Raw genomic sequence first — 26,060 nt, 5'->3', positions numbered from 1 at the left:
GTTTAAGGTTTTATCCTCTCAAGCTTTCAATCGCCTGGACAATCTGAGAAAATTGACTCAAATCGTAGGGTTTGGGAATGTAGTAGTTAGCCGGGAGATGATGACTTTTGAGGATCTCCTCATCGGCGACTGAAGTCGTTAGAACAATAACAGGAATTTGATTCAGACTGAGATTGGTTTTAATGGCTTCTAAAACTTCTCGACCATTTTTTTTAGGAAGATTCAAGTCAAGTAAAATAATATGGGGACGAGGAGCAGTTTTATAGGGATCTTGCTGATAGAGAAATGCCAGGGCTTCTTCTCCATCTCGAACAATGTGTATATGGTTCGGTATTGTTAAATTTTTCAGGGTTTCCTGAGTCAGAAAGATATCACCGGGATTGTCCTCAACCAAAAGAATTTCAAGACTGACCGGACAAGAGTTATAATTCATGTTAGACTTCCTTCCGTTTATTTTGAGAATCAGTTATGTACATCTAATATAGATTGAAGTGACCCCTGTGACCATCAATATTTGCCTCAACTGTCAAAAAAATAACTTTGCTCAGAGGTGAACCTCAAAAAACAGACAAAATCCTGATACCACCAATCCAGTCAATGTTTAAACATCTGTTCAATTCCAATGGATAATGAAATAGAAACAGTTACCATACAGTATAATATTCTAGATTTTGTTGCGGTTGGTTTATGTTTGCTGCGATCAGACTGGATCGTATTGTTTTGGAACCGCTACTTAGAACAATACACACAAATTCCCAAACAGCAGATTGTTGGAACTCCATTATTTGCTCATTTTCACCAACTGAACCCACAGAAATTTCACTCCTACGGCTATCAAGTCTTTCAGCAGGGAGGCTCAGTTCACTTTTCGGTACCCTTGAACGAGTGGAAGAGTTCCGCCTGTCACAGCACAGAAGCGTCTTCTCTCGGACAAGTCTCGCTCACTCCCATCTCGGCGATCGCAGGAGAAGGTTTTTATGGGTTGTTGACGCTGCAAAATTGTATTCCAACAGTTTCGAGGCGCTCTTACTCCTCAGCAAAATCTGACGATCAACAACTTGAACTTGAACAGTTAATGGATCGGATCGCTCACGACTTACGAGAACCGTTGCGAATGGTTGTTAACTTTAGCCAGTTATTGAGACAACGCTATGGGGGAAAACTCGACTCTAGCGCCGATCAAATGATTCATTTTATGGTTGATGCGGCTGGACGAATGCAACAGATGATAGATGGGTTGTTAGTCTATTTTCGTCTAAAAATACGACATCAACCTCCCCAATTGATTGATGCTCATATCGCTCTACAAGAAGCAATCAATCATCTACAATTAGAGATTGTTCAAACTCAAACACAAATCAAGACCAGCGCTTTACCCAAGGTAATCGCAGATAGCCCCCAACTCACTCAGTTATTCACAATTTTAATTGAAAATGCGATTAAATATTGCCGCGCTTGCCCGCCAAAAATAGAAATAGCCGTTCAACTTCAAGCTGAAGTCTGGGTGTTTTCAGTTCAAGATAATGGCATTGGGATTGATGCCAAGGATTATGCTTGTATTTTTGATATTTTTCAGCGTCTTCACTCTCAACGAGATTACCCTGGGATTGGCATGGGATTAGCGATCGCCAAAAGAATTGTTGAGTTACATCAGGGTTGTATTTGGGTTGATTCCCAAACTCAACAAGGCTCAATTTTTTATTTTACGATTCCTTGCTCTGTTCAAATAAACCCTCTATTGAGTTCATCGGAGAACCCTTGATGTATCAAGAATTAATTAAAATTTTATTAGTTGAAGATAATCCAGGAGATGCTTTTCTGATTCAAGAAAGTTTGAAAAAGCGGCATACAACCATGCACTTTAAAGTCACTCAGGTTGAAGGATTGCAAGAGGCTTTTTTGAGTTTAGATCAGCAAAATTTTGATATTATTTTGCTTGATTTATTTCTTCCCGATAGTCAAGGACTCGATACCTTTACCGGAATTTTGCCCAAAGCCAATCATTTACCTATCGTTGTTTTAACCGGACTCAATGATGAAGAAATGGCGATTCAAGCCGTGCGACTCGGCGCCCAAGATTATCTAAAAAAAGAGCTAGTGATTGGAGATTTGCTCGTTTATTCTCTCTGCTACGCGATTGAACGAAAACGCACTCAAGAACAACTCAAACAACAAAAAATTCAGCTAGAAGCGGCGAATACTGAACTCGAAAGACGCACGCAACAATTAGAGTTTTTAAATGCCGAGTTAGAAGCTTTTAGTTATACGGTGTCTCACGATTTGAGATCGCCTTTATTAAGTATTGATGGGTTTAGCTGCTTTCTCGAAAAAGAGTATAGTGAGCAACTCAATTCCAAGGGAATATCTTATATTAAACGCATTCGAGAAGCGGTTCAACGGATGGATAGATTGATTGATAATTTATTGGGATTATCACAAGTTCAAAAAAATCAGATGTGTATTCAACAAGTTAACTTAAGTGAGATTGTTCACGCAACTTATCAAGAGTTTAAACAGCAATATCCCGAACGTCCTGTTAATTTTGTGATTACACCGAATCTTACAGTTAAAGGGGATAAGCAGCTTTTAAAGGTGGCTTTAGAAAATTTAATTGCGAATGCTTGGAAGTACACAGCTCAAGAAAAAATAGCTTCCATTCAATTTGGAGTTTTATCAGATCCTCAAACGATTTTAGACTCTGAACGAAAAATCCGATCCCCAATTTGCACCTCTCCAGTCAATTCTTCTCAACAGACTCTTCCTACCATTTACTTTGTGCAGGATAATGGCGTAGGTTTTGAGATGAGTCAAGTCGATCAACTCTTTAAACCCTTTCAACGCTTACATTCATCCCAAGAGTTTCCGGGGACAGGAATTGGTTTAGCAACCGTTCAACGAATTATTCACCGTCATCAGGGAAAAATTTGGGCGCAATCAGTTCTAGGACAAGGAGCTACATTTTACTTTACATTAAATTTAGATGTAGAGTGATATTATGATTCTCAATCATTCGATGAATCTAAGACCAATCAGAGAGATGAACAAGACTAAGATTAGAAGTATAAAAAACTTATAACTTTTCCGAATTTCTACGGATTTAGAAAAGCCGCTTTTAAAGCTATGATTAGAGCAGGGTGATCGATAATGACCGGACAAGTGAACAAAAAAACCCATTTGTCATATTTTTTCCCATTTTCAGAGTAATGTAAACAAAACCCTCATTAAAATCTGGAGAACCCTCATGACCCTGATAAAAATAGCCCATTCAAAGCCATCGAAACCTAACGCTGAGTTAGAGGCGACCTCTACAGCATCATTAGAAGATATTAACCAATTGATTAGTCACGAACTTCGCACACCGATCACCTCAATTCAAGCAGCATTGCGACTCTTACAAACCGGACAGCTTGGCAACTTATCTACCAAAGGCCAGCGTTTGTTAGACATTGCCCTCAATAACACAAACCGCTTGCTTCGTTTAACACAAATCCTTGAAAATCAACCTCTATCCGCTTCTCTTTCATCACTCGAAGTCATCGAACGTTTTCGTCTAGAAAAAGACCTATACAAAGCCTTAAAGCAAGATGAATTTCTCCTGTTTTATCAACCCATTGTTTCTACCGAAAACGCTCTAATTACAGGATTTGAAGCCTTAATTCGCTGGCGACATCCTCGACGAGGTTGGGTGACACCCGCAGAATTTATTCCCCTAGCCGAAGAAATTGGACTCATTCAACTCATCGGAGACTGGGTACTGCATCAAGCTTGTCAGCAACTCGAAATTTGGCGACAGGAATTTCCCTTACATCCCTCTTTCAACATCAGTGTTAACCTCTCAACTCTCCAACTATCCGATCCGCTTTTGAGTGAACGAGTGCAGGAGATTTTACAACAGACTCACTTAGATGGCAAAAGCTTACAATTAGAGATTACAGAAAGTGCTTTTTTGGAAAATTCTACCATCGCGATCGCCAACTTGCAGAATTTAAAACAGCAAGGCGTTCGTTTACATATTGATGATTTTGGTACAGGTTACTCCAGCCTTTCTCGCTTACAAGACTGGCCGATTGATGTTTTAAAAATTGATAACTCTTTCGTCAGATCGGGCAAATGGAATATGATCCAAGCGATTATGATGCTTGCCAATAGCTTAAACGTAGAAGTCATAGCAGAAGGCGTCGAAACCGAACAAGATTGGGTTAAACTCCAGCAGTTGGGATGTCCCTATCTTCAAGGCTTTTTATTTTCACGTCCTGTAGATAGTCAAGCCGCGAGTCTCTTGCTATCCCAGCACTTTTCGAGTCATTGATACACCCATTAAAGAAAGCTCAATTCATGAGAAAATCTTTAAAAAAATGAGCTGATTATCAACCATTTTTTAGAATCAGTGCTATTCTTTTTGTTTCTCATAAAATTTCGCCTAAACTTCCTGATTTTTGCCTGACTTGAAGATCAGACGGACCAACCTAAAACCCTTGCTAATTGCTCGGCAAAACTGAGAGGATCAATCAATTTAGAGAGAACCGCCTTCACTCCCAGTTGAGTGTAACGGGGTTGCTCAGTCGCTTGCACTTTGGCAGTTAGCAGGACAACGGGGATATGCCGAGTTGCGGGATTTTGTTGCAATTGTTTGAAGGTTGCTGGCCCGTCCATCTCGGGCATCACGACATCTAAGATAATCGCATCAGGCTGATAAGTCAGGGCTATCTCTAAGCCTTCTTGACCCGATCCTGCCGTGAACACTTCCCAACTACTACTCATTTCTAAACTCAATTGTAGCAGTTCCCGAATATCCTCCTCATCATCAATCACTAAGATTCGTCGTTTCATTTCTCTTAATTCATCTGTCATAATCTGTTGTATTTTCCTATAAAATGTGTGATTTTCTGCTCTATTATTAACTTAAATCAAGAATTGAAAAACCCAAAATTGGTCTCAAGTTTTTCACATTCTTAGATCGAAGTCCATTTGAGGCTTGAGATCAAAAAGTTCAATGTACTGAGGACTTACGCACATCGGGGACGATCAACCCGGTTGAGGCCTAAATCCTGGTACTGTTAAAAATAAATGATCAATTTTTGTCTTTCTGGGTTTCAGCCTGACTAGATATAGAGAATCAGACAGAGGACTTATGCACATCATGGCTGAAAAACCCAGTTTCTCCTTGGTGTACTAGAGCTGAAATGTTAAAGTTTCGCTCTACAAACCCCGTTGAGGCGTAAATGTTCAGACTGTTGAGCGAGAGTAGCTTGATGGTGTGAAAAAGCAATTTCCCCCAGCAGCTTTTGCTTGATAAAGTGCCGCATTAGAAGCCGCATACAAACTCGATAAATCCATTCCATCTTCTGGATAGGCGGCAATTCCAGCGCTCATTGTCATCTGAATCTGCACATGATTAGCAACTGGAAAAACAGTCATTTGTACTAACTCTAGCAGTTGAGTAATTCGTTTAGCAACGTCAGATTGATAACTCCCATACAATCCCACGATAAACTCCTCACCGCCCCAATGCGCCACAATATCCTCATCGCGGAACTGACGCTGTAAAATTTGCCCGAACTGTCTCATCAGATTATCTCCAACCGTATAGCCATACTGATTATTAATGCTTTGAAAACAATCCAGAGCAATCAAAACTAAGCAAAACGGCTGACAGTGACGGCGTGAAAGATGCAAATATCGATGCAAATCATGGGTAGAGCGACGACGGTTTACCAAACCAGTGATCGGATCAGTTTCGGCTAAACTTCGCAACAGATGAATCCGATCTAAACGGTTAAAAATACGAGTAATTAATTCAGCTTCAGCAAAGGGTTTTGAAATATAGTCATCCGCTCCAAATTGATAAATTTGTTGAATGGTTTGCGGATCTTTGCGAGCCGAGAGAAACAAAATCGGTAAAGCATTCCAACTGCGATCAGAGCGAACCGTTTTACACAATTCCACTCCATTAAAATGAGGCATTTCTAAATCCAGAATCAGCAGATCTGGCCCGGTTTTTTCCAGAGTTTCCCAAAATAAACGCGGATCATCTAAGAGGGTTAATTCTAAACCATAAGAAGGAAGTAGTTCTTGTAAACAGTTGAGTGTGATCGGATCATCGTCAACTGCTAAAATTTTAGTTGGAGCCGTTGATGTAGACTGGAGAATATCTTTGATCGCTTCGAGAACTTGATCACAAGAAACCGATTTCGATAAAAAAGCATTTCCCCCTAAACGAGCCACCGCAGCCCGATCGCTCATGTCATCCCGTACCGTCCACACCAACACAGGTAACTCGGGAAACTGATATTTTAATTCTTCGAGCAACACAAAACCCCCGTCTTGATGATCGGGAAAAACCAAATCAAGCAAGACTAAATGAGGCGGAGTTTCTCGCAAAGCAACACGAGCTTCTTCTAGTTTAGTCGTGACATTCAGTTGGATATTCCAATGGATGGCAATTCGTTTTAATTGTTCGGTGAGTTCGAGATCATCATCAACAACTAACACTTGAAATGACGTTTGTTGTTCTGAGATTGATTCTTGCTCACTTTGAACAGGTATTTTTTCCTCGAACTCGTCGAATGGATGTTGGAGTTCTTGGTAGAGTTGAGCAATCAATGTTTTTAGAGTGTCGATCAAGCTCTGAGTTTGAGGGTTTTGACGGGCTTCAATGAAGCACTGTTCAATGTTTTGAGCGAGTTGATACGCGGATTTTAAACCTAAAATTCCCAGGGAACCTGCGAGTTTGTGGGCTTGCAGTTCGGCATTTTCACACAGTTCTGAGGTGAAAGTTTGAGCATTATTGATCGTTTCTTCTAAAGTCTGAATGCGATTGAAAATGATGGTCTTAAATCGTTCCCTGGATGCGGGGAGATCCCTAGATGGAGCGATCGATCCTTGGGAAACATCAGCCGCAGACTTGACAGATAACAGTTCTGCTGGTGTTTCTGGACTTTCCGCCGGGGCGATGTCAGCCTGTTGTTTGGACAGCTCTGGAGAAGGCGGTTTGAGGCGATAACCGACTCCATAGACCGTTTCGATGATTTTCTCCGCGTTGACACTTTGGAGCTTGCGTCGCAACCGTTTAACGTGCGCTCGTACCGTGTGTTCATTCGGCTGACTTTCAAAAGACCAAAGGTGTTCAAGAATGGCGCTTTGGGTTAAAACTCGTTTTGGGTTGCGAAGAAACAGTTCTAGCAGACTGTATTCTTTGGGCGACAGGGATAGAGGTTTTTGTCGGTAGGTGACTTCCCGTGAGACGGGATCAAGGTGTAAGTCGTTCCAATGGAGTAGGGGAGCATTGGCTCTGCTAGGGGAACGCAATAAAGCGCGAATACGAGCAAATAGTTCAGTTCGAGTAAAGGGTTTAACGAGGTGATCATCGGCGCCGGCTTCTAAATAGGAGACTTGATCGATGCTGCTGTTTTGAACCGTTAAAAGCAGAATAGGGACCCTATAGCCCTCATTGCGAAGACACCGACATAAATCAATGCCATCGAGGTCGCGCAGGCTAGTATTGATTAAAAGTAGGTCATAGGTGAACGTTTCCACATAAGCCCACCCCTGTTCGCCATCGATAACGACATCGACGACATAGCCTTGTTCTGTGAGCGCTACTTTGATTTGATGAGCTTGTGCTTCATCTTCTTCTACAACTAAAAACCGCATGAAATTTTAGCCTCAGATCGTTAACTTAGAATAGATGCAAATGAATCGGCTTCGACTTCTAATAACTGGAAACTGCATCGGATTCCCGTGAAGTGGAAGCGGTTTGATTCTGCTTTTGACATCCTCTCCGCCGTAAACGACGGAGATTCCAAACATCACTGTTTGGGTTTCCTCTTTCTATGAGTTGACTTACTCAACTGGGTTTCCCCACTTAAGCAGAGATCAGTCTCTCGGGAGGCGTTGATTTCCATCTGCCCGACGGTATTTTAAAAACAGATATTAAGCGGAAAAACGGATTAAGCTACGTGTGAGAAGCCTAGATTTATGCGTTTTACAGTCAAGTTAATCCGTTAATCTATTTCTTATCCGTTTCTTGATTTGATAGCTGTTTGAGTGCAGATTTTAGAATATTTTTTGCGGCATTTTCATCTCGGTCTGCTACATACCCACAGTGAGGACATTTGTGAGTCCGGGTGCTGAGAGTTTTGACAACCTTCTCACCGCAATTTGAGCAGTTTTGAGAAGTATATGCGGGTTCAACAGCAATCACCGTCACCCCATAAACCCTCCCAAAATATTCTAACCATTCTCTAAATCGAACCCTCGCAGCATCGTTAATTGACTTGGCTAAATGATGGTTTTTAACCAGATTGCGTATCCGTAGGTTTTCTATCGCTACCAAGTCGTTAGACTGTATGACGTGTTGAGCTAATTTACAAACCCAATCATTACGCCTGCGTGAAACCTTAAGATATTTTCTACCTAAACGATTTCTGGCTTTTGAGCGGTTTTGACTTCCCTTTTTTGTTCGAGATAATCGACGTTGCAGCTTTTTAATTCGTCGCTCGTCTTTTCTTAAAAAGCGGGGGTTGTCTATCTGTGAGCCAAAAGAATCGGTGTAGAAATGGTTTAGACCTACATCCAAACCTGTTTGTTTGTTACTGAGTTCTTTGTTTTCCTCTCTGGTATGATCGATTAAAAATTGAGCATAATACCCATCGTGTCTTCTAATCACTCTAACCCGTTTAATTTGTTGGAGTTGATAGAAGTGCAAATCTCGACTTCCCCAAAGTTTAAATGTACCTGCTTGAAACTTATCAGAAAACGTTAAATAGCGTCTATCTTCTGAAAGTTTCCATCCCGATGTCTTATACTCAACAGAAGCTCTGACTTGGTACTTTTTGAACTGGGGAAAGCCTTTCCTCCCCGGTATTTTTTGCCGACAATTTTGATAAAATCGCTCAATTTAAAACAGATAGGATAAGGATTTAACGGATTAAGCTATCTGTGAGATGCCAAGATATATGGGTTTTACAGTTAAGTTAATCCGTTCTTCCGCTTCTCTATCCGTTTTTAAATTGATGCCCATGCTCTCTCTGCGTGTGCTTGTCGAGCCATAGAATTGAGTTTGTTTACCCAGGGAAAACTCGGGTTGTCTGACAGTAGTTTGCAGTAGGTATAAGCATCGTTACGACTTTTGATTTGACCGTCTATCCATGCTTTAATGATGCTGTTGCGAACAAACCTACCAGTACGGATAGCTTCGTCTAACTTTCTGTACTGGTATTGCGTTCCTTGCAGCTTCATTTCATACACAAGCATAGATTATCGGCATCAAGCCACGATAAACTTATGTTAGCATAAAATAATCCGTCGTGAACGACCTTGCTCTAAACCTGCTTCTCTTGGTAAATTCGGAATTGATACCTGGCTTTCACGGAACTCAGCTATAATTGGTCTACTACATGATTATAGCTGAGTCTGCAAAAATGACAAGAGACTTAAGGCACGAAAGGCATAGCGTTACAGCATTGCTCACCCATTTGGTCTGCGTAACCAAATATCGTCAGCCTGTTTTGACCAATGAAAGGCTGAGAGTAATAGATCAATCTTTCCGAGAAGTGGCTAAAAAAATGAACTTTCAAATATTGGAGTTCAATGGAGAATCAGACCACATTCACGCCATTATTGAGTATCCGCCTAAACTTTCAGTGTCCCAAATTGTTAACACTCTCAAAGGTGTCTCTAGCCGTAGATACGGACAGGCAGGATACCCAAAACCGCATAAAGAAGCTTTGTGGAGTCCTGCCTACTTTGCTTGTTCAGTTGGAGGCGCACCGATTGAAGTGCTGAAAGAGTATATTCAGCAATCTTGAAAAGCCGTCAGTCACGGACGGGGCTTGTATCCCAATTTTTTTGGTCAACCATCAACGAGAAAGTAAGGGTAACAATAACGTGATGAAATAATAAACCAAGGGTGCGGTAAATACATAACTATCGGCTCGATCTAATATTCCACCATGACCCGGAATCAGTTGTCCAGAATCTTTAACTCCCGCATCCCGCTTCATCATCGACTCGGTTAAATCCCCGAGTAAACTGGCAATCCCAATCAATAAACCCAAGGCCCCACCCGACCAAGGAAAACCCGGCCATTGCAGATACCAAGCCCCAGTAATAGCAACTACGATACTTCCAGTTACGCCAAACACAGCGCCTTCGACGGTTTTTTTGGGACTAATCTCTGAGAGGCGAGTCCGCCCGAAAAACTTACCGACAATATAAGCCCCAATATCCGCCGCCCAAATGCAGAGAAACGCCAGTAAGGTTGCGGTTAATCCCACCGGAAGATTATTCGGATGAGTCAACCACTGATGCCAGTCGAGGTTGAGTTGAGGGTTGATCATCGCGCTACTGACTAACAGTGAAGGGTGTTCAATGCCCACACGCAATCGCACCCAGTAGCTCGGCAAATAACCCCCATAGAATAGTCCTAAAATTGAGGAGGCGATATCAGCAATTGTGGAGAGTTTGGGCTGAAACAATAGGTAAAAACAGATTAGGGTTCCAGCTAGGGCAAACATTGCATCGACTAAATTGGGGGCAAAAGCTGCCGTAATCAGCAAGGCTTGACTCACAACCAAGGTGGTTTTCCCCGCAGGTTCAATTCCCTTTGCCCGGACAAGCTGAAAATATTCGAGTTGACCCAGGTAAATAATAATTCCAAAGCCAATGGTAAAGTACCATCCTCCCCAAAGAATCATTCCGAGAGCGACGGTGATGGCAACAATTCCACTAAAGACGCGAGACCAAGACATAAGGCAGATGATATGGCGTGATGCTGGGTTGAAGGCTTAAACCACTACGCCCCCCAACTTTAAGTATGACGGCATTGAGTAAACAAGTTACAACTTTTCCTAATCGAGTTTTTCGCCGCTTAAAATAAACATGGGATTAATCGCTTCAAAACTTTGACTCCTTCCCCGTCGTTCTAAACGGTTAATGGAAGATTGAACGACTTCTACATTCCGAACTTGTAACTGGGCGAAGCCTTCTGAGATGCCATAGAGACTCTCTAGGTTAGAAGCGGTGGCAACAATTCGACCTCCAGTTTGCAAGTATTTCCAAGCTTCTGTCAAGATGGCTTTGATATCTCGCCCTCCTTCTAGACAAACTCGATGGGGGATGGTTGATAAATCTTTTAGACACTCAGGGGCGCTTCCTTCTACGATTTCTACATTGTGTACTTCAAAGCGATCGCAATTTTGGCGAATTAAACTGGCAACATCTGAGTCTCGTTCAACGGCTACAATTTTACCTTGGGGACACAATAACCCAATTTCGACGGGAATGGTTCCGGTACCGGCGCCAATATCCCATACTACGGAGTCGGCTTGGAGTCGTAGGTGAGATATTAATAATAAGCGAACTTCTCGCTTACTCATCGGAATACCCGGTAAACGTTCAAATAATTCATCGGGAATACCGGGGGTGATATAAGGCCACAGTTGGGAAGGCATAAAATAATTTGAAACTGAGATATACATATTAAGAATAGACCCTAAGATTATTTTGTCTGGCTTACGGCTTGCAGATTTTTAGGGTTTCCAGAGTCGGATCGCTACATCCGGTAATAATTCCACCTCCAGCTAAAATATTTTGTAAATAGGTAATTGCCTCTAGAGTAATTTGTTCACCGGGCATTAAAATCGGAATTCCGGGTGGATAGGGACAGATGATTTCAGCGCTAATACAACCCAGACAATCTTGAACGCTTCGCCTCTGACTTGCCGCCTCAAAGGCTTCCCGAGGTGAAAGTTGCATCGCAGGTAAAAACCCAGGCGGAAGTGGAAATTCAGGGTTGACGACTTGAAAATTGCCCATTGTAGACAGTTGAGTGAAAGCGCTCACCAGTTGTTCAATATTGGCTTCTGTATTGCCCAAACTTATAATAAACGTTAAATGCTTTAAACTGGGTAACTCGGCTGTAACTTTGAATTGTTGATGTAAAATCTCGTCGGCTTGATACCCTGTTAACCCCAAATCTGAAATTTTAATCGTCAGGCGAGTGGGGTCTAATTCGGTAAAGGATGTTTGTTTGCTTTTGGGGAGTTCGAGAACGGAAATTTTCGGGATTTTATCTAATAATATTCTCGCTTTTGCTGCTAAGTTTAACGTTTGTTCCATTAAAAATCGCCCTTGAGTTGCCATCTGTTGACGAGCGGCATCAAGAGAGGCTAATAATAAATAATTCGGACTACTAGATTGTACCATTTGTAAGGCTTGGTTTAAGCGATTTAGATTAATTTTATTTCCTTGAACGTGTAACATTGAAGCTTGTGTCATTGCGCCTAATACTTTATGAATAGACTGTACAACTAAATCTGCACCTGCGGTTAATGCGGCGATGGGAAAGTCTGGATGAAAGTGAAAATGGGGGCCGTGTGCTTCATCAACGAGTAGGGGAATATTGTATTGATGAGTGATTGCAGCAAGTTGTTTTATCTCTCCACAAATGCCGTGATAGGTGGGATAAACTGCAAGAACGGCTTTGACATCGGAATGTTGATTTAGGGCGGCTTTAAGAGCGTCAGTCGTAATACTATAAGCGAGATCCCAATGAGTATCATATTCGGGTTGAATAAAGATAGGAATTGCCCCGGATAAGATTAACCCAGAAATCACAGATTGATGTACATTTCGCGGTACAATAATTTGATCGCCTGTTCGACACGTTGCTAAAATTGCCGCAATAATTCCGCTTGTTGAACCATTGACTAAAAACCAAGTTTGTTCAGCCCCAAATGCCTCGGCAGCGAGTTCTTGTGCTTCTTTAATAACGCCTTCGGGTGCAAATAAATTATCTAATTCGGGTAATTCGGGTAAGTCTGCGCGAAAGACTTTTGAACCCAAAACAGTCTGCAAAAGAGGGTTTATTCCCTGTCCTTGTTTATGTCCGGGTGCATAAAAAGCAGCGTGAGGACGGTTCGCTAGGGTTTGTAGTGTTTCGACTAAAGGGGCTTTTGTTTGGTCTAACATTATTTATGCAATGATTTCTAGATAAACTCGCCCGACTGGTTAGAGAATCGATTAAAATATATTGTAGAACAAATTGAACCCATTGGAGTTAACAAAAAATAAAAATGATCACCAAATGGAAACCTGAACTCCTAGCCCCAGCGAAAAATCTAGAACGATTAAAAGTTGCCATTCTTTATGGTGCAGATGCGGTTTATGTGGGCGGACAGAACTATGGTTTACGGGCGCGGGCCGATAATTTTACGGATTATGATTTGCAACAGGGGGCAGAATTTGCTCATCAGTATAACGCTCAACTTTATGTGACTTTAAATGCCTTTTTGCATGATGCCGATTTTGACGGTTTAGGAGACTATTGTCAGTTTCTAGAATCGATTGGAATTGATGCGGTCATTGTTTCAGATTTAGGAGTTTTACGAGTGGTTCGCAAGAGTTCTAACCTGAATATTCATCTTTCAACCCAAGCCTCTTGTTTGAATTCTTCCGCCGCAGAACTTTGGAAACAATTTGGCGTTAAACGTTTAATTGTTGGCCGAGAATTGAGTATTGCAGAAACAGGTTTAATCGGAGAAAAATGCGGGATTGATGTTGAAATGTTTATTCATGGGGCGATGTGTATGGCTTATTCGGGTCACTGCACGATTTCTAATTTTACCGCAGGTCGAGATTCTAATCGAGGGGGTTGTATACAATCTTGTCGATTACCTTATAAACTTGAAAATCAAGAGGAAAATCCGATCACGTTTATGTCTTCAAAAGATTTGTGGGGAGTTCATCAAATCGCCGAGTTTTTTCAACATAAAATTTGTTCTTTGAAAATAGAAGGACGCATGAAGTCTTCTTTTTATGTTGCGATGACGTGTAAAGCCTATCGACAACTGATTGATGCTTATGTTGAGGGAACAGTAACACCTGAATTAATTGATAAAATTGCGAAAAATTTAGAATCAATTCCTCATCGGGATTATTCTTCGGGTTCCTTAGAAAATCCGGCTGATAGTGATTCTGTATTTGGTCAATTGTCGGGAAATAATCGCGGAACTCACGAATATTTGGGGATTGTTATTGATACAACACCTAATTATTTGGCAATTCAGTTATTAGAACCTTTAGCAGTGGGAGATGAAATTGACATTATTCCACCGCAAGGAGAGATTATTAACTGGAAAATAACTCAACTGTTTTCAGTCACAGGGGAACGTTTAAACAGCATCCAAAAAGATAGTGTTGTCTGTATTCCGAGGGTTAATATTCTACAGAATATTACAAAATTAACGGTCATTCGACTCGCCCAACAAAATACCCTTGTTCAAGCTGAATTAGTCACTTATTCTTAGATTTTTAATGCAATTTAACACCTTTGTCTCATCTATTGCTGATTTAGAACGGTGTGTTCATGCGCCGAATTTACAAGAGGTTTTACTTGAACCTTTACTATTAGCGCGTCAAGGTAAACTTTCGCTTGAAACTGTAGAATTTCTCGCCTTGGAAGCGGTTAACCGTTCACTGCATCCGGTGTTAGTTTGGGATATTTTAATGACAGAACAGATGATGATAGAAATCTGTCAAAAACTGACCCCAGTTAATTTTAACATCTTTTCAGCAATTCGAGTTTGTGATCCGGGTGCAGCTTGGTGGGTGAAAACCAATTTTCCGAAGCTTAAAATACAGCTTATTGTAGAAACGGGAAATCATAATTTTGAAGCCTTACTCGGGTGGTGTGAAGTTCTTTCTGGTTCCCTAGAACGGTTAATTTTATCGATAGAACTTCCCGAACAACAACTGATAGAATATTGTCAAAAGCTTCCTGTTGCTTGTGAAATTTTAGGCGTGGGGCGAATTTTGCTGTTTTATTCTCCTCGTTCTTTGTTAGCCCAACATTTATCGGTTAACAGTTCAGAAGAAATTCGTTATATCGAAACAACTGTTGCATCTGAAGAAACTCAAAATCGACCTTTTCCAACGTTAGAAACGGTACATGGTACGTTGATGTTTTTGGATAAGGATCAGTTTATTTTAGATCAGTTAGCCTCGTTAGAAAAGGCGGGTTTACAGACGGTTCGTTTAGACTTAAGACATTTAAGCCAAGCTGATAATGTTGCAGTAAATATCGATAATATTTGTCAGCAAATCTTAGAAAACCCAACAACACTAAAAACTCAATGGCCTAAACCTATTCGCGCACCTTTTTTTAAAGCGAACCGCACGACTTCTATTTTTCATCGCATGAAGTCAAAGGCGAAATTGTCTGAATATCGCAATGAAATAGGGCTGGCAGAAATTGTAGCGGTGGAAAGCAAAACTGCTGTTATTTTTTATGCGTTACAACCCTTTGAGTTTTCACAAATTCATGCTTTAATTTTGCCAACAGGTGAAGAACGAGAACTTCCAGAGGAACTAGAATTTCGCAATTTAAAAGCGGAAGTAATAACAAAATGCGACGGCGAACAAATTTTGATTACCAATTGGTTTAAAAAAGCGATGCCAGGTGCTGTACTTTTAGGTAAAATAGAGAATGGCTAGATGTTCAAATCCTTATTTTCAGTTTAAACAGTTTACGATTTTTCAAGATCGTTGTGCGATGAAAGTGGGAACCGATGGTGTACTTTTAGGCGCCTGGACAGAGGTTGAAAAGACTGAGAATATATTAGATATTGGTACAGGGACGGGTTTGATAGCGTTAATGCTGGCGCAACGTTCAATGGCGAAAATAGACGCAGTAGAAATTGATGAACGTTCATGTATTCAAGCGAAAGAAAATGTTGCATTATCACCTTGGAAAGAACGAGTTAAAATCTATCATCTTTCTATTCAGGACTATACAAACTGTTGTTCAATGCGATATAATTTAATGATCTCAAATCCTCCTTTTTTTGAGAATGCCTCTAAAGCCTCTAAACCAGCGAGAACAGTGGCGCGACATACGGATCTTTTGTCACCGATAGATTTATTAAACGTCGCCAAACAGCTTTTAAAAGAGGATGGACGGTTAGCGGTTATTTATCCCACAGAAGCGGCGAACAGTTTTCAAAAGATGGCTCAAAAACTGAGTCTTTTTTGTAATAAAAAGCTGTTTGTTAAACCGACTCCGACAAGTTCAGTCAAGCGAATTTTAATGGAATTTAGTCTCAACTCAAACAACTATGCAGAAAATACTCTAACAATTGAAACTGATAGACATATTTACACACAAGAGTTCATTGATTTAGTTAAAGATTTTTATCTCAAGTATTAAAAAATGAGCGATTTATTCAATACTGAACTCTATTTTAGTTCCGAAAAAGACGAACTTTTTGAGAAAGGAACCTGGCCCAAACCTTTTGTATTTAATGAAGAAGTGGTGCGGGTTTTTGATGATATGGTGTCTCGTTCCGTTCCTCTGTATCGAGAGGTGGTTGCTTGTGCGGCGCATTGGAGTTTAGCCTATTATCAAGAGGGAACAAAAGTGATTGATATTGGTTGTTCAACAGGAACTTTTTTAGAATTACTCGGACGTTTTCTGAAGCAACCTGCAACCTTAGTGGGGATAGATAGTTCTCAAGCGATGTTAGAAAAAGCCTCAGCAAAGTTAGCTGAAATCTCTAAAATTCATCAAATTGAACTAATTTGTAATCAAGCCGAAAACTGTTCATTTCATCAAAGTAGTGTTGTGGTAATGAACTATACATTACAGTTTTTACCCCTACATCAACGTCAAAAGTTACTGCGAAAAATCTATGAAGGTTTAGTTCCGGGTGGCTTGTTCTTTCTCAGTGAAAAAATTCGATCAGCTTCTCCCCTATTTCAAGAAACAATTACCCGACACTATGAAGCCTTTAAAACTCGTAATGGTTACGCCAAAAATGAAATTGAACGCAAGAAAGAAGCACTCGAAAACGTCTTAATTCCGTTAACTGAAAATGAACAAATTGCCATGTTACAGGAAAGTGGTTTTGAACAGGTTGACTCTATTATTAAACTGCATAACTTTATTTCATTTGTGGCTTTAAAATCGGCTTAGTTTCTGCGTTAACCTAAAACATCTTAATTTCTCATACTCAGGGGTAAACTCGTTATTTTTCTCAATTCTGTCTACAGGATTCACTTTTTGATTAATTTTGTTGAGTTGGATAGCAGCCAGGCTAATTTAACCACCAAGACACCAAGAACACAAAGAAGTTGTAAACAGGCTCCCTGCTGATTGCTATAAATGTCAACTTAAGCTACTCTAAGATAGATGAATCTGTAAATGTATCGATCTAAAATGTTAGATGAAAATATTGGCTATGTTGCGCCTGACTATCTTGAAGAATACAGTGATCTGATTGAACGGGAAACAATTTTAGACATTCGTCAAAAACGACAAATACAACGATTTGAGGCTAAAAATCAGCCCTATTATCAAGCGGTTAAAGCGGTTAGAGATATTCAAACCAATAAGTTTAACTTTGCAGATTCGGTGGTGAAAATTGGTGAAGCGGATGAACTCTCTCCCGAAGAACAGCAACGATTTTATCAAACCATCAAAACGTTCTGTCCCTGGAAAAAAGGGCCGTTTGAACTGTTTGGAACTTTGATTGATGCCGAATGGCGTTCGGATTGGAAATGGCAGCGAATTTTACCCCATATTCTACCTTTAACAGATAAAAAAATCGCTGATATTGGCTGTCATAATGGTTATTTTATGTTGAGAATGGCGCATCAAAACCCAGCTTGTGTAGTTGGGTTTGAACCCTATGCTAAACATTTCTGGAATTTTCAATTATTTCAGAATATTGTTCAACAGGAAATGCTTCATTTTGAACTTTTAGGTGTCGAACATATTGACCTTTATCCTGATTTTTTTGATACAATTTTCTGTTTAGGGATTTTGTATCATCATACTGATCCTGTGGGTTTACTGCGAAAACTGCATAAATCTCTGAAAAAAACGGGAGAAATTATTATTGACTGTCAGGGAATACCGGGAGATTTACCTGTTGCACTCACCCCTGAAAAACGTTATGCACAGGCGCGAGGAATTTGGTTTTTGCCCACTCAATTAGCACTCGAAAATTGGATCAATCGGGCAGGTTTTACGAACGTCAATTGTTTTTTTGCTGAACCGCTTTCAACTCAAGAACAACGCCGCACAAGTTGGGCAAATATTGAGAGTTTATCGGAATTTCTAGATCCAGAAAATCCTTCATTAACGATAGAAGGTTATCCCGCACCTTGGCGTTATTATGTGATTGCTCACAAAGATTAACTCAGTGGGAATCAACGACTTTATCCCCAATTTGTTTGTCACAGTAGCGCTATAATAAAGGAAACGATCAGTTCAGTCATGGCTACTATTGATATGACCCTCCCTCTCTGGGGTCTAGTAATTTTTTAAGTTACCAAGATCCTCGATAGGCGAGAACTTCGTTGTATGGCTCCCCAAACCCGACGTGTTTGGATAACTTTTTGTTAACATTAGAATTAGCCAGACATTTGGGCGTTACTCTCTCTGCCAACCCCACTGTTAAGTCTAGTTTACATTTATATCATTCATGCTAGCCATTCGTCTGATTGATTTTTCCCTGCCCCATTTCCCCTTGAGTGCCTTTTTCCCTGCACTTGACAGTATCTTCTCGACTCAAGGTGTAATGGTGATGCTGCTTGCCGCCTATGCTGGGGCTATGTGGATGTTTCTCACCAGTGCGCCGAAAGTACATACCATTATGGTGAGCGATCTTAACGTTGCCCGACAGTTTTACGAAGGCTTGCTCGATATGCCCGTTGCAGATGTTCCCCTGCACTATTATTACAACTATGAGCAAACACTAGGAGCAACAGGAATTGATCCCCTCTATATGTCTACAAGCCTCGCCACTCCTTCGAGGACCTCTTCTGAGTTGGGTAGTTCTGAGGGTTTATGGTATCAATTAATGAAAAATACTCAGTTACACATCATTAGTGGTGCAAGCTATGGCCCGAAAAACCGTCATCGTCATGTTTGTTTCGATCACGACTGTTTAGAACAAATCTTAATGCGAGTACAAACACGCGGCGTAAAATTTAAAATTCGCAGTGAAAAACCCCTTAATTTTCTAGTCAAAGATTTAGACGGACGTGTTGTAGAAATGTCAGAAGTCAAGAATTAGAACAAAAATTTAATACACAATCAGAAATAGAGAAAGCCAATTAGGATTCACTGATCACTAATTGGCTTATTTGTTATTTTATCGTCTTTACTTAAAAAAAAACCCTCAAATTGTTCAGTTAAAAGCTCAAAAATCAATGCAACTGGAAACCTTTGTATAATGGAAGTCAGAGCAGATTCGTTGTACAGTATCGCAACGAGGGAAAATTTTTGGGCTTAAAAGAAAGATTTTTCGCAGGTTGATCGGAGGGGTTGAGCATGAATACCGTTAATATCGATTTACCAGGCTATCGGATTATCAATCAGCTCTATGCTGGGTCAGGTACCCTGGTCTATCGAGGGATTCGTGAAACCGATCAGTATCCCGTCGTCCTCAAACTGCTGCCAGAGGAATACCCAAGCTTTGCAGAATTAGTCCGATTTCGCAACCAGTACGTGATTGCTCAAAATCTGGCGCTACCCACTGTGGTTAAACCCTTAGCGTTAGAGCGGTATCGTCAGAGCTATACCCTAATTATGGAAGATGTGGGCGGTATTTCCCTGGCAGATTACCTCAAACCAACAACAGCAAATCCTGATCATCACTTAACCCCCCTATCGATTGTCGATTTTCTTAACATTGGGCTGCAACTGACAGAAACGCTCTCCGGGCTGCATCGTTGTCGGGTGATTCATAAAGATATTAAACCTGCCAATATTTTGATTCAACCCGAAACTCAACGTGATTTTTATTCTTTAGGTGTGACGTTTTACGAATTACTCACCGGGGAATTGCCTTTTCAATTCAATGATCCGATGGAGTTGGTGCATTTTCAAGAAACGGGTGAGATAGAAGACTTTGAAATTGGGCGACGGGATTTGTGCGATCGCTTGATCATCTTAATAGCCGATACATTTTTATTGACAACGAAACCCCTAGTACAAGAAACAGGGTTAGGGTTAGCAATCCCAGGTCAAATTGTAGTTGAAAAGAATCGGGGAACGATTCACGTCAACTCTAGACTGGGAGAAGGAACAGAATTTGTGATCACTTGACCTAGTAAAGCCGAAATAAAAAGTTAATTTATTGGTAAAATTCAAATCATTAAAACAACAGACTTCCTGCTCAACTCTCAATCAACTCTGACTATGAATAACTCCAACTCTCAAACAACTGTTAATATTCCTAACTATGAAATTACCGAAACCGTTTATTTAGGGAGTCGAACATTAGTTTATCGAGCCGTCCGTATTGATGACAAATTCCCTGTAGTCATTAAGCTTCTAAAACGGCAATATCCCACTTTTAGTGAACTGGTGCAATTTCGGAATCAGTATACCATTGCCAAAAATTTAGAGATTCCAGGTATTATCAAACCCTACAACTTAGAACCCTACCAAAATGGCTATGCTTTGGTGATGGAAGATTTTGGTGGCATTTCTTTGGAGCGATTTACCCTGGAAAAACCACTGACATTAGAGCAATTTCTCTTGATTGCTATTCAACTCGCAGATACCCTACAGCAGTTGCATCAATATGGGGTGATTCATAAAGATATTAAACCTGCCAATATTCTCATTCAAGCCGAAACCCTAGAAGTCAAGCTGATAGATTTCAGTATTTCCTCGCTGCTACCCAAAGAAACCCCAGAAATCGAAAATCCTAACGTCCTAGAAGGGACTTTAGCCTATCTTTCCCCCGAACAAACTGGCAGAATGAACCGGGGAATTGACTACCGCAGCGATTTTTATTCTTTAGGTGTAACGTTTTATGAATTACTCATAAGAGAATTGCCTTTTCAATCTAGTGATCCGATGGAGTTAGTACATTATCATATTGCCAAAGCATCACCCTTAGTCCATGAAATTAATTCAAAAATTCCATCTGTCTTATCAGAAATCATCGAAAAATTGATGGCAAAAAATGCCGAAGATCGCTATCAAAGTGCATTGGGACTGAAATATGATTTAGAAAAATGTTTAACTGAACTTCAAAAAACGGGTGAGATTGAATCTTTTGAAATCGGGCGACGGGATCTGTGCGATCGCTTGATCATCCCCGACAAACTCTATGGACGAGAAACCTCAGTAAAAACCCTCCTGCAAGCCTTTGAAAGAGTCAGTAATCCCCCAGAAGGAAGAGGAGAACTCATGCTAGTCGCTGGTTTTTCTGGGATTGGAAAAACAGCCGTAGTCAACGAAGTTCATAAACCGATTGTCAGGAAACTGGGTTATTTTATCAAAGGAAAATATGACCAATTTCAACGAAATATTCCCTTCAGTGCATTTGTGCAAGCCTTTCGAGATTTAATCGAGCAATTATTAACAGAAAGCGAGACTAAAATCCAGCAATGGAAAAGCAAAATATTAGAAGCCATTGGGGAAAATGGACAAGTGATTATTGAAGTCATCCCCGAATTAGAAAGAATTATGGGTGAACAACCGCCCGCTATAGAATTATCAGGAACGGCAGCACAAAATCGATTTAATTTATTATTTCAAAAATTTACTCAAGTTTTTACGACGGCTGAACATCCATTAGTGATATTTTTAGATGATTTGCAATGGGCTGATTCAGCCTCGCTGAAGTTAATGCAGTTATTAATGGCTGATACCGGACATCTTTTTTTAATAGGGGCCTATCGGGATAACGAAGTGAATCCAGCCCATCCGTTAATGTTAACTTTAAGTGAAATCGAAAAAACTGCCGCCATTCATACCATTACGTTAAAACCCTTAAGTCAAAGGCAAATCAATCAGTTAGTAGCTGATACCCTGAAATGTACAGAAAAATTTGCATTGCCGCTTTCTGAATTGGTTTATAAAAAAACTCAAGGAAATCCATTTTTTGCCACGCAATTTCTGAAAGCATTACATCAAGATGGGCTAATCAAGTTCAATTTAGTAGAGGGATGTTGGCAATGTGATCTTCCCCAGATCAATCAACAAGCACTGACAGATGATGTCGTTGAATTTATGGCGTTGCAGTTGCAGAAGTTGCCAGAAGTAACCCAAAATGTACTCAAGTTAGCGGCTTGTATTGGAAATCAATTTGATTTAGCAACCTTAGCCATTGTTTCAGAACACTCAGAAATAGAAACCGCCGCAAGTTTATGGAAAGCCTTGCAAGAAGGGTTAATTTTGCCCCAAAGTGAAGTTTATAAGTTTTATGTTGGGGAAGTCAATCAAGCGGTTTCTCAAGAACATTCACAGATTGTTAGTTATAAATTCCTTCATGATCGCGTTCAACAAGCTGCGTATTCTTTGATTCCCAGCGATGAGAAACAACCCGTTCACCTGAAGATTGGACAATTACTTCGGAATAACATACCAGAAACTCACCTCGAAGACCGCATTTTTGAAATCGTTAGTCAACTGAATATAGCCGTTGAATTAATTACCCAATTGACCGAACGTCAGGAACTAGCACAGTTTAACTTGATGGCAAGTCGCAAGGCAAAAGCGGCTACTGCATATCTCGCTGCCCTGAAATATGCTAAACTGGGTATTAATTTACTAGCTGAAAACTGTTGGCAAACTCAGTATGAATTGACTCTAACACTGCATCAAATCGCCACGGAAGCGGCTTATTTGGGCGGTGATTTAGAGCAGATGGAGACGTTGGGAAATAAGATCCTCAACCATGCGAAAACCCCATTCGATCAAGTCAGGGTTTATCAGGTGAAAATTGAGGCTTTAACGGCTCAGGGTCAGTTCACAGAAGCGATCGCCACAGCACTCGCTATCTTACAACAATTAGGCGTAGAACTGCCTGCAACACCCAGTCCTGAAGATGTAGAAACAGCCTTTAAAACCGTCTCAGATGCGATCGCTGGACGCTCACCGAACGAATTACTAAATTTACCCCAAGCAACGGATGTGAATATTTTAGCAGCCGCTCGCATTTTGACATCTGCCGCACCCGTCGCTTATTTATCAGAACCGCAATTGTATTTACTGGTGGTTTTAAAAAAGGTTTATTTATCTGTTGTTTATGGTAATGAGTCAACTTCCCCCTTTGCTTATGCTTCTTATGGGATATTGATGTGTGGTGTAATTAGAAATGTTGAATTAGGGTATGAATTCGGTCAGTTAGCCCTTGATCTGCTATCACATTATCCAAATTCAGAATTAAAAGGGAAAACATTATTACTCGTTTATGTATACACCCGCCATTGGAAAATACACCTGCGCGAAACCTTAAATCCCTTACAAAATGCCTATTGTACTTGTTTAGACTTAGGGGATTTAGCTTTTGCGGGTTATTCCGCGTGGATCTACAGTTTAAACGCCTATTTTTCGGGCGAAAATTTACCACAACTGGAATCGGAAATTAGCCGATATTGTGAAGCGCTCAATCAGCTTCGACAAACTGTAACTCTGACTTATTCTCAGTTGACTCAACAAATTCTGCTCAATTTAATGGGAGAGAGAGATAACGTACTGCTGTTGAGCGGTACTGCTTACAATGAACAGCATCAACTTCCTTTACATGAAACATCGGGCGATCGCACGGGATTAGGATTGTTCTGGATTAATAAATTGGTTGTTTCCTATCTGTTTTCAGACTTTGAAGGAGCCGTAGAACAGGTAGAGAAAGCTAAACAATATTTGGATGCTCTACTTGCTTTTGTCTATGTACCCATCTTTCATTTCTATGAGTCTTTAGCCTATTTAGCGGTGTTGGGAAACTGTTCAAGCCTGCAACAGCAACAGATGAACGAAAGCATCGCGAATAACCAAGAAAAACTCAAAGACTGGGCAACTTACGCGCCCATGAATTTTCAACATAAATTTGATTTAGTAGAAGCGGAACGTTATCGAGTTTTGGGTCAGAAAACAGAAGCTATCGAATATTATGATCGCGCTATTTCTGGAGCCAAAGAAAACGGTTTTATCCAAGAAGAAGCGCTGGCGAATGAACTCGCCGCTAAATTCTACCTCGACTGGGGTAAAGAAAAGGTCGCTCAAGTTTATATCCAAGAAGCATATTATTGTTATACTCGTTGGGGCGCGAAAGCCAAAGTGATTGATTTAGAACAACGTTATCCCCAACTCCTCACCCCCCTGAAGCAGCAGCGTCATTCCCCTTTTTCGATCAAAGAAACCATCACTGCATCGCTTACAGCTATTGCGACGAGTTCTTCATGCAGCATCTCGGATTCCTTCGATCTAGCGGCTATTTTGAAAGCTTCCCAAACCCTTTCGAGGGAGATCGAATTAGACAAACTGCTCTCTACTCTGCTGCAAGTGGTGATCGAAAATGCCGGAGCCGATAAAGCTGTGTTGATTTTATCAGAAGAACAGGGTTTGATGGTTCAAGCTGTCTCTGGCATTGATTGTTGTCCAGTTTTATCGCTTCCTCATCCGGTTGAAGACAGCCAAGAGTTACCCACTCGCTTAATTTACACGGTTCAACGCAGCCTGAAACCCGTTGTGATCTTTGATGCCAGGATAGATCCGCAGTTTATTAATGATGCTTACATTCAGAAGCACCTCTTAAAGAGTATTCTGTGCAGCCCAATTTTGCATCAGGGCAAGCTGATCGGTATGGTGTATCTAGAGAACAACTTAGCAACAGGTGCATTTACGAGCGATCGCGTTAAAATCCTCAACATACTTTGCGCCCAAGCTGCAATTTCTCTAGAAAATGCTCGTTTATATACTCAAGCCCAAGAAAAATCCCAGGCATTAGAACAAAGTGAAAAACGCTATCGTTTTCTAGCAACTGCAACCTCTCAAATGATTTGGTTAGCTAATGTTTCAGGAGAGAACACCAATACAGTCCACTGGATGGAATATACAGGACAAACGGAAGAAGAAGTCCAAGGAACCGGATGGCTGAATGCCATTCATCCTGATGATATTTCACACACCGTTCAAGACTGGACTCATGCCATTGAAACAAAAAGTATTTATCAGACGGAGTATCGCATTCGACGTGCAGATGGAAACTATCGTTATTTTGCGGTTCGAGGGGTGCCACTCCTGGCAGAAGATGGCAGTATTTATGAATGGATTGGCACTTGTACTGACATTGATGATCGCAAAAAAGCAGAAGCGGCTGTTCAACAAAAATCCCAAGAATTAGAAAAAGCATTGCAGGATTTACAACAAGCTCAATTACAAATTGTTCAAAGTGAGAAAATGTCAGCCTTGGGCAATTTAGTTGCGGGTGTTGCCCATGAGATGAATAATCCTTTGGGCTTTATTTTTGCTAGTCTCAAACAGGCTCAACCGACTATTGCTGCTCTTGTTGAACACTTGAAACTCTATCAAAAATCTCTACCAAATCCCAGTGATGAAATCCAAGAACACGCCGAAAAAATTGACTTAGATTATAGCTTAGAAGATTTACCCAAGATGCTCGATTCAATGTTGATCGCTTGTGACCGATTAAAAAATATTAGCACCAGTTTAAGAACATTTTCTCGGGCTGATAAGGATTATAAAGTGCCATTCAATATTCACGAAGGGATCGATAGTACACTTTTAATTCTCAAGCATCGCCTCAAAGCTAACGATAAACGTCCCGGAATGGAAGTGGTCACAGACTATGGTAACTTACCGAAAGTCGAGTGTTTTCCTGGGCAATTAAATCAGGTGTTTATGAATATTTTGTCTAATGCGATTGATGCGTTGGATGAGTCGAATATTGGGCGAAGTTTTGCTGAAATTCAAGCAAATCCTAACCGAATTATTATTAAAACATCAGTCGAAAATGAAAATGTTAAAATTACCATTACTGATAATGGGCATGGGATCAATGAAGCCGTAAAACCCAAAATATTTGATCACTTGTTTACAACGAAAGCCGTCGGAAAAGGTACTGGATTAGGGTTGGCGATCGCACGTCAAATTGTCGTCGAAAAACACAAAGGTTTAATCTCTGTTAATTCGACTTTAGGTCACGGAACTCAATTTGAGATTACACTTCCTATTAAATAAACAGGCAATCTTGCAATAGGTAACAGTTTTTCAGTGATCAGTCTCCCTATCTCCC

At 40.6% G+C, this 26,060-nt stretch carries 16 protein-coding genes and 4 pseudogenes; 12 read left to right on the top strand and 8 right to left on the bottom strand.

Annotation, left to right across the window (positions count from 1 at the left end):
- Positions 1 to 10: 10 nt before the first annotated feature.
- Positions 11 to 433 (bottom strand): response regulator, encoded by a 423-nt coding sequence (locus WN50_RS15305; protein WP_046280440.1) that lies wholly within the window; start codon positions 431 to 433, stop codon positions 11 to 13.
- Between the two features lie 189 nt (positions 434 to 622).
- On the opposite strand from WN50_RS15305, the gene WN50_RS15300 reads away from it, so the two are divergent.
- From WN50_RS15300 to WN50_RS15290, 3 genes are all read left to right on the top strand, one after another.
- Positions 623 to 1,762, top strand: coding sequence for a sensor histidine kinase (locus WN50_RS15300; RefSeq protein ID WP_049559699.1), 1,140 nt, complete (start codon positions 623 to 625; stop codon positions 1,760 to 1,762).
- Positions 1,762 to 2,991: a response regulator gene (locus tag WN50_RS15295; protein WP_049559696.1), complete on the top strand. Its 1,230-nt coding sequence runs from the start codon at positions 1,762 to 1,764 to the stop codon at positions 2,989 to 2,991. The genes WN50_RS15300 and WN50_RS15295 overlap by 1 nt, the downstream gene beginning before the upstream one ends.
- A gap of 250 nt (positions 2,992 to 3,241) precedes the next feature.
- On the top strand, positions 3,242 to 4,309 hold the full coding sequence (locus WN50_RS15290; RefSeq protein WP_046280441.1) for a putative bifunctional diguanylate cyclase/phosphodiesterase: 1,068 nt from the start codon (positions 3,242 to 3,244) through the stop codon (positions 4,307 to 4,309).
- Positions 4,310 to 4,452: 143 nt separating this feature from the next.
- Here the strand turns inward: WN50_RS15290 and WN50_RS15285 are convergent, their stop codons facing one another.
- The 4 genes and pseudogenes from WN50_RS15285 to WN50_RS15270 all read right to left on the bottom strand — a co-directional run.
- Complete coding sequence (locus tag WN50_RS15285) at positions 4,453 to 4,830, bottom strand: response regulator (protein ID WP_046280446.1); 378 nt, start codon at positions 4,828 to 4,830, stop codon at positions 4,453 to 4,455.
- Between the two features lie 396 nt (positions 4,831 to 5,226).
- A complete protein-coding gene (locus tag WN50_RS15280; protein ID WP_046280442.1) occupies positions 5,227 to 7,653 on the bottom strand; it encodes a response regulator in 2,427 nt (808 codons plus the stop codon).
- A gap of 355 nt (positions 7,654 to 8,008) precedes the next feature.
- Positions 8,009 to 8,899 (bottom strand): annotated as a pseudogene (locus WN50_RS15275) (RNA-guided endonuclease InsQ/TnpB family protein); the annotation flags it as partial.
- Between the two features lie 113 nt (positions 8,900 to 9,012).
- Positions 9,013 to 9,255 (bottom strand): annotated as a pseudogene (locus WN50_RS15270) (hypothetical protein); the annotation flags it as partial.
- Positions 9,256 to 9,422: 167 nt separating this feature from the next.
- On the opposite strand from WN50_RS15270, the pseudogene tnpA reads away from it, so the two are divergent.
- Positions 9,423 to 9,819, top strand: a pseudogene (gene tnpA, locus WN50_RS15265) (IS200/IS605 family transposase); the annotation flags it as partial.
- A 41-nt stretch (positions 9,820 to 9,860) separates the two neighbouring features.
- Here the strand turns inward: tnpA and WN50_RS15260 are convergent.
- From WN50_RS15260 to WN50_RS15250, 3 genes are all read right to left on the bottom strand, one after another.
- Positions 9,861 to 10,751 (bottom strand): phosphatidate cytidylyltransferase, encoded by an 891-nt coding sequence (locus WN50_RS15260; protein WP_046279678.1) that lies wholly within the window; start codon positions 10,749 to 10,751, stop codon positions 9,861 to 9,863.
- Positions 10,752 to 10,850: 99 nt separating this feature from the next.
- Positions 10,851 to 11,453 (bottom strand): precorrin-6Y C5,15-methyltransferase subunit CbiT, encoded by a 603-nt coding sequence (gene cbiT / locus WN50_RS15255; protein WP_046279677.1) that lies wholly within the window; start codon positions 11,451 to 11,453, stop codon positions 10,851 to 10,853.
- A gap of 61 nt (positions 11,454 to 11,514) precedes the next feature.
- A complete protein-coding gene (locus WN50_RS15250; protein ID WP_046279676.1) occupies positions 11,515 to 12,972 on the bottom strand; it encodes an aminotransferase class I/II-fold pyridoxal phosphate-dependent enzyme in 1,458 nt (485 codons plus the stop codon).
- Positions 12,973 to 13,076: 104 nt separating this feature from the next.
- Between WN50_RS15250 and WN50_RS15245 the strand changes: the two genes are divergently transcribed.
- The 8 genes and pseudogenes from WN50_RS15245 to WN50_RS15210 all read left to right on the top strand — a co-directional run bounded on the left by WN50_RS15245 (position 13,077) and on the right by WN50_RS15210 (position 26,005).
- Complete coding sequence (locus WN50_RS15245) at positions 13,077 to 14,309, top strand: peptidase U32 family protein (RefSeq protein ID WP_046279675.1); 1,233 nt, start codon at positions 13,077 to 13,079, stop codon at positions 14,307 to 14,309.
- Between the two features lie 7 nt (positions 14,310 to 14,316).
- The gene (locus WN50_RS15240) at positions 14,317 to 15,495 is read left to right on the top strand and encodes a U32 family peptidase (RefSeq protein ID WP_046279674.1); all 1,179 of its coding nucleotides are present in this window, start codon (positions 14,317 to 14,319) and stop codon (positions 15,493 to 15,495) included.
- Positions 15,488 to 16,207 (top strand): tRNA1(Val) (adenine(37)-N6)-methyltransferase, encoded by a 720-nt coding sequence (locus WN50_RS15235; protein ID WP_046279673.1) that lies wholly within the window; start codon positions 15,488 to 15,490, stop codon positions 16,205 to 16,207. The genes WN50_RS15240 and WN50_RS15235 overlap by 8 nt, the downstream gene beginning before the upstream one ends.
- Positions 16,208 to 16,210: 3 nt before the next feature.
- Positions 16,211 to 16,972, top strand: coding sequence for a carboxy-S-adenosyl-L-methionine synthase CmoA (gene cmoA / locus WN50_RS15230; RefSeq protein WP_046279672.1), 762 nt, complete (start codon positions 16,211 to 16,213; stop codon positions 16,970 to 16,972).
- Between the two features lie 228 nt (positions 16,973 to 17,200).
- Positions 17,201 to 18,199: a tRNA 5-methoxyuridine(34)/uridine 5-oxyacetic acid(34) synthase CmoB gene (cmoB, locus tag WN50_RS15225; RefSeq protein WP_235440976.1), complete on the top strand. Its 999-nt coding sequence runs from the start codon at positions 17,201 to 17,203 to the stop codon at positions 18,197 to 18,199.
- Positions 18,200 to 18,485: 286 nt separating this feature from the next.
- The gene (locus tag WN50_RS15220) at positions 18,486 to 19,079 is read left to right on the top strand and encodes a VOC family protein (RefSeq protein WP_046279671.1); all 594 of its coding nucleotides are present in this window, start codon (positions 18,486 to 18,488) and stop codon (positions 19,077 to 19,079) included.
- Positions 19,080 to 19,336: 257 nt separating this feature from the next.
- Positions 19,337 to 19,888 (top strand): annotated as a pseudogene (locus tag WN50_RS15215) (serine/threonine protein kinase); the annotation flags it as partial.
- Positions 19,889 to 20,206: 318 nt separating this feature from the next.
- On the top strand, positions 20,207 to 26,005 hold the full coding sequence (locus WN50_RS15210) for an AAA family ATPase (RefSeq protein WP_046279669.1): 5,799 nt from the start codon (positions 20,207 to 20,209) through the stop codon (positions 26,003 to 26,005).
- Positions 26,006 to 26,060 lie beyond the last annotated feature (55 nt).

The organism is Limnoraphis robusta CS-951 (genome assembly GCF_000972705.2).
Note: the sequence above shows the minus strand (reverse complement) of the source record. Positions and strands in the feature narration are given on the sequence as shown.

Coding starts and splice junctions, on each gene's coding strand:
- WN50_RS15300 (WP_049559699.1), top strand. CDS start 623: ATGGATAATGAAATAGAAACAGTTACCATACAGTATAATATTCTAGAT.
- WN50_RS15210 (WP_046279669.1), top strand. CDS start 20,207: ATGAATAACTCCAACTCTCAAACAACTGTTAATATTCCTAACTATGAA.
- WN50_RS15240 (WP_046279674.1), top strand. CDS start 14,317: ATGCAATTTAACACCTTTGTCTCATCTATTGCTGATTTAGAACGGTGT.
- WN50_RS15250 (WP_046279676.1), bottom strand. CDS start 12,972: ATGTTAGACCAAACAAAAGCCCCTTTAGTCGAAACACTACAAACCCTA.
- WN50_RS15220 (WP_046279671.1), top strand. CDS start 18,486: ATGCTAGCCATTCGTCTGATTGATTTTTCCCTGCCCCATTTCCCCTTG.
- cmoA (WP_046279672.1), top strand. CDS start 16,211: ATGAGCGATTTATTCAATACTGAACTCTATTTTAGTTCCGAAAAAGAC.
- WN50_RS15305 (WP_046280440.1), bottom strand. CDS start 433: ATGAATTATAACTCTTGTCCGGTCAGTCTTGAAATTCTTTTGGTTGAG.
- cmoB (WP_235440976.1), top strand. CDS start 17,201: ATGTATCGATCTAAAATGTTAGATGAAAATATTGGCTATGTTGCGCCT.
- WN50_RS15280 (WP_046280442.1), bottom strand. CDS start 7,653: ATGCGGTTTTTAGTTGTAGAAGAAGATGAAGCACAAGCTCATCAAATC.
- WN50_RS15235 (WP_046279673.1), top strand. CDS start 15,488: ATGGCTAGATGTTCAAATCCTTATTTTCAGTTTAAACAGTTTACGATT.
- WN50_RS15245 (WP_046279675.1), top strand. CDS start 13,077: ATGATCACCAAATGGAAACCTGAACTCCTAGCCCCAGCGAAAAATCTA.
- WN50_RS15295 (WP_049559696.1), top strand. CDS start 1,762: ATGTATCAAGAATTAATTAAAATTTTATTAGTTGAAGATAATCCAGGA.
- WN50_RS15285 (WP_046280446.1), bottom strand. CDS start 4,830: ATGAAACGACGAATCTTAGTGATTGATGATGAGGAGGATATTCGGGAA.
- cbiT (WP_046279677.1), bottom strand. CDS start 11,453: ATGCCTTCCCAACTGTGGCCTTATATCACCCCCGGTATTCCCGATGAA.
- WN50_RS15260 (WP_046279678.1), bottom strand. CDS start 10,751: ATGTCTTGGTCTCGCGTCTTTAGTGGAATTGTTGCCATCACCGTCGCT.
- WN50_RS15290 (WP_046280441.1), top strand. CDS start 3,242: ATGACCCTGATAAAAATAGCCCATTCAAAGCCATCGAAACCTAACGCT.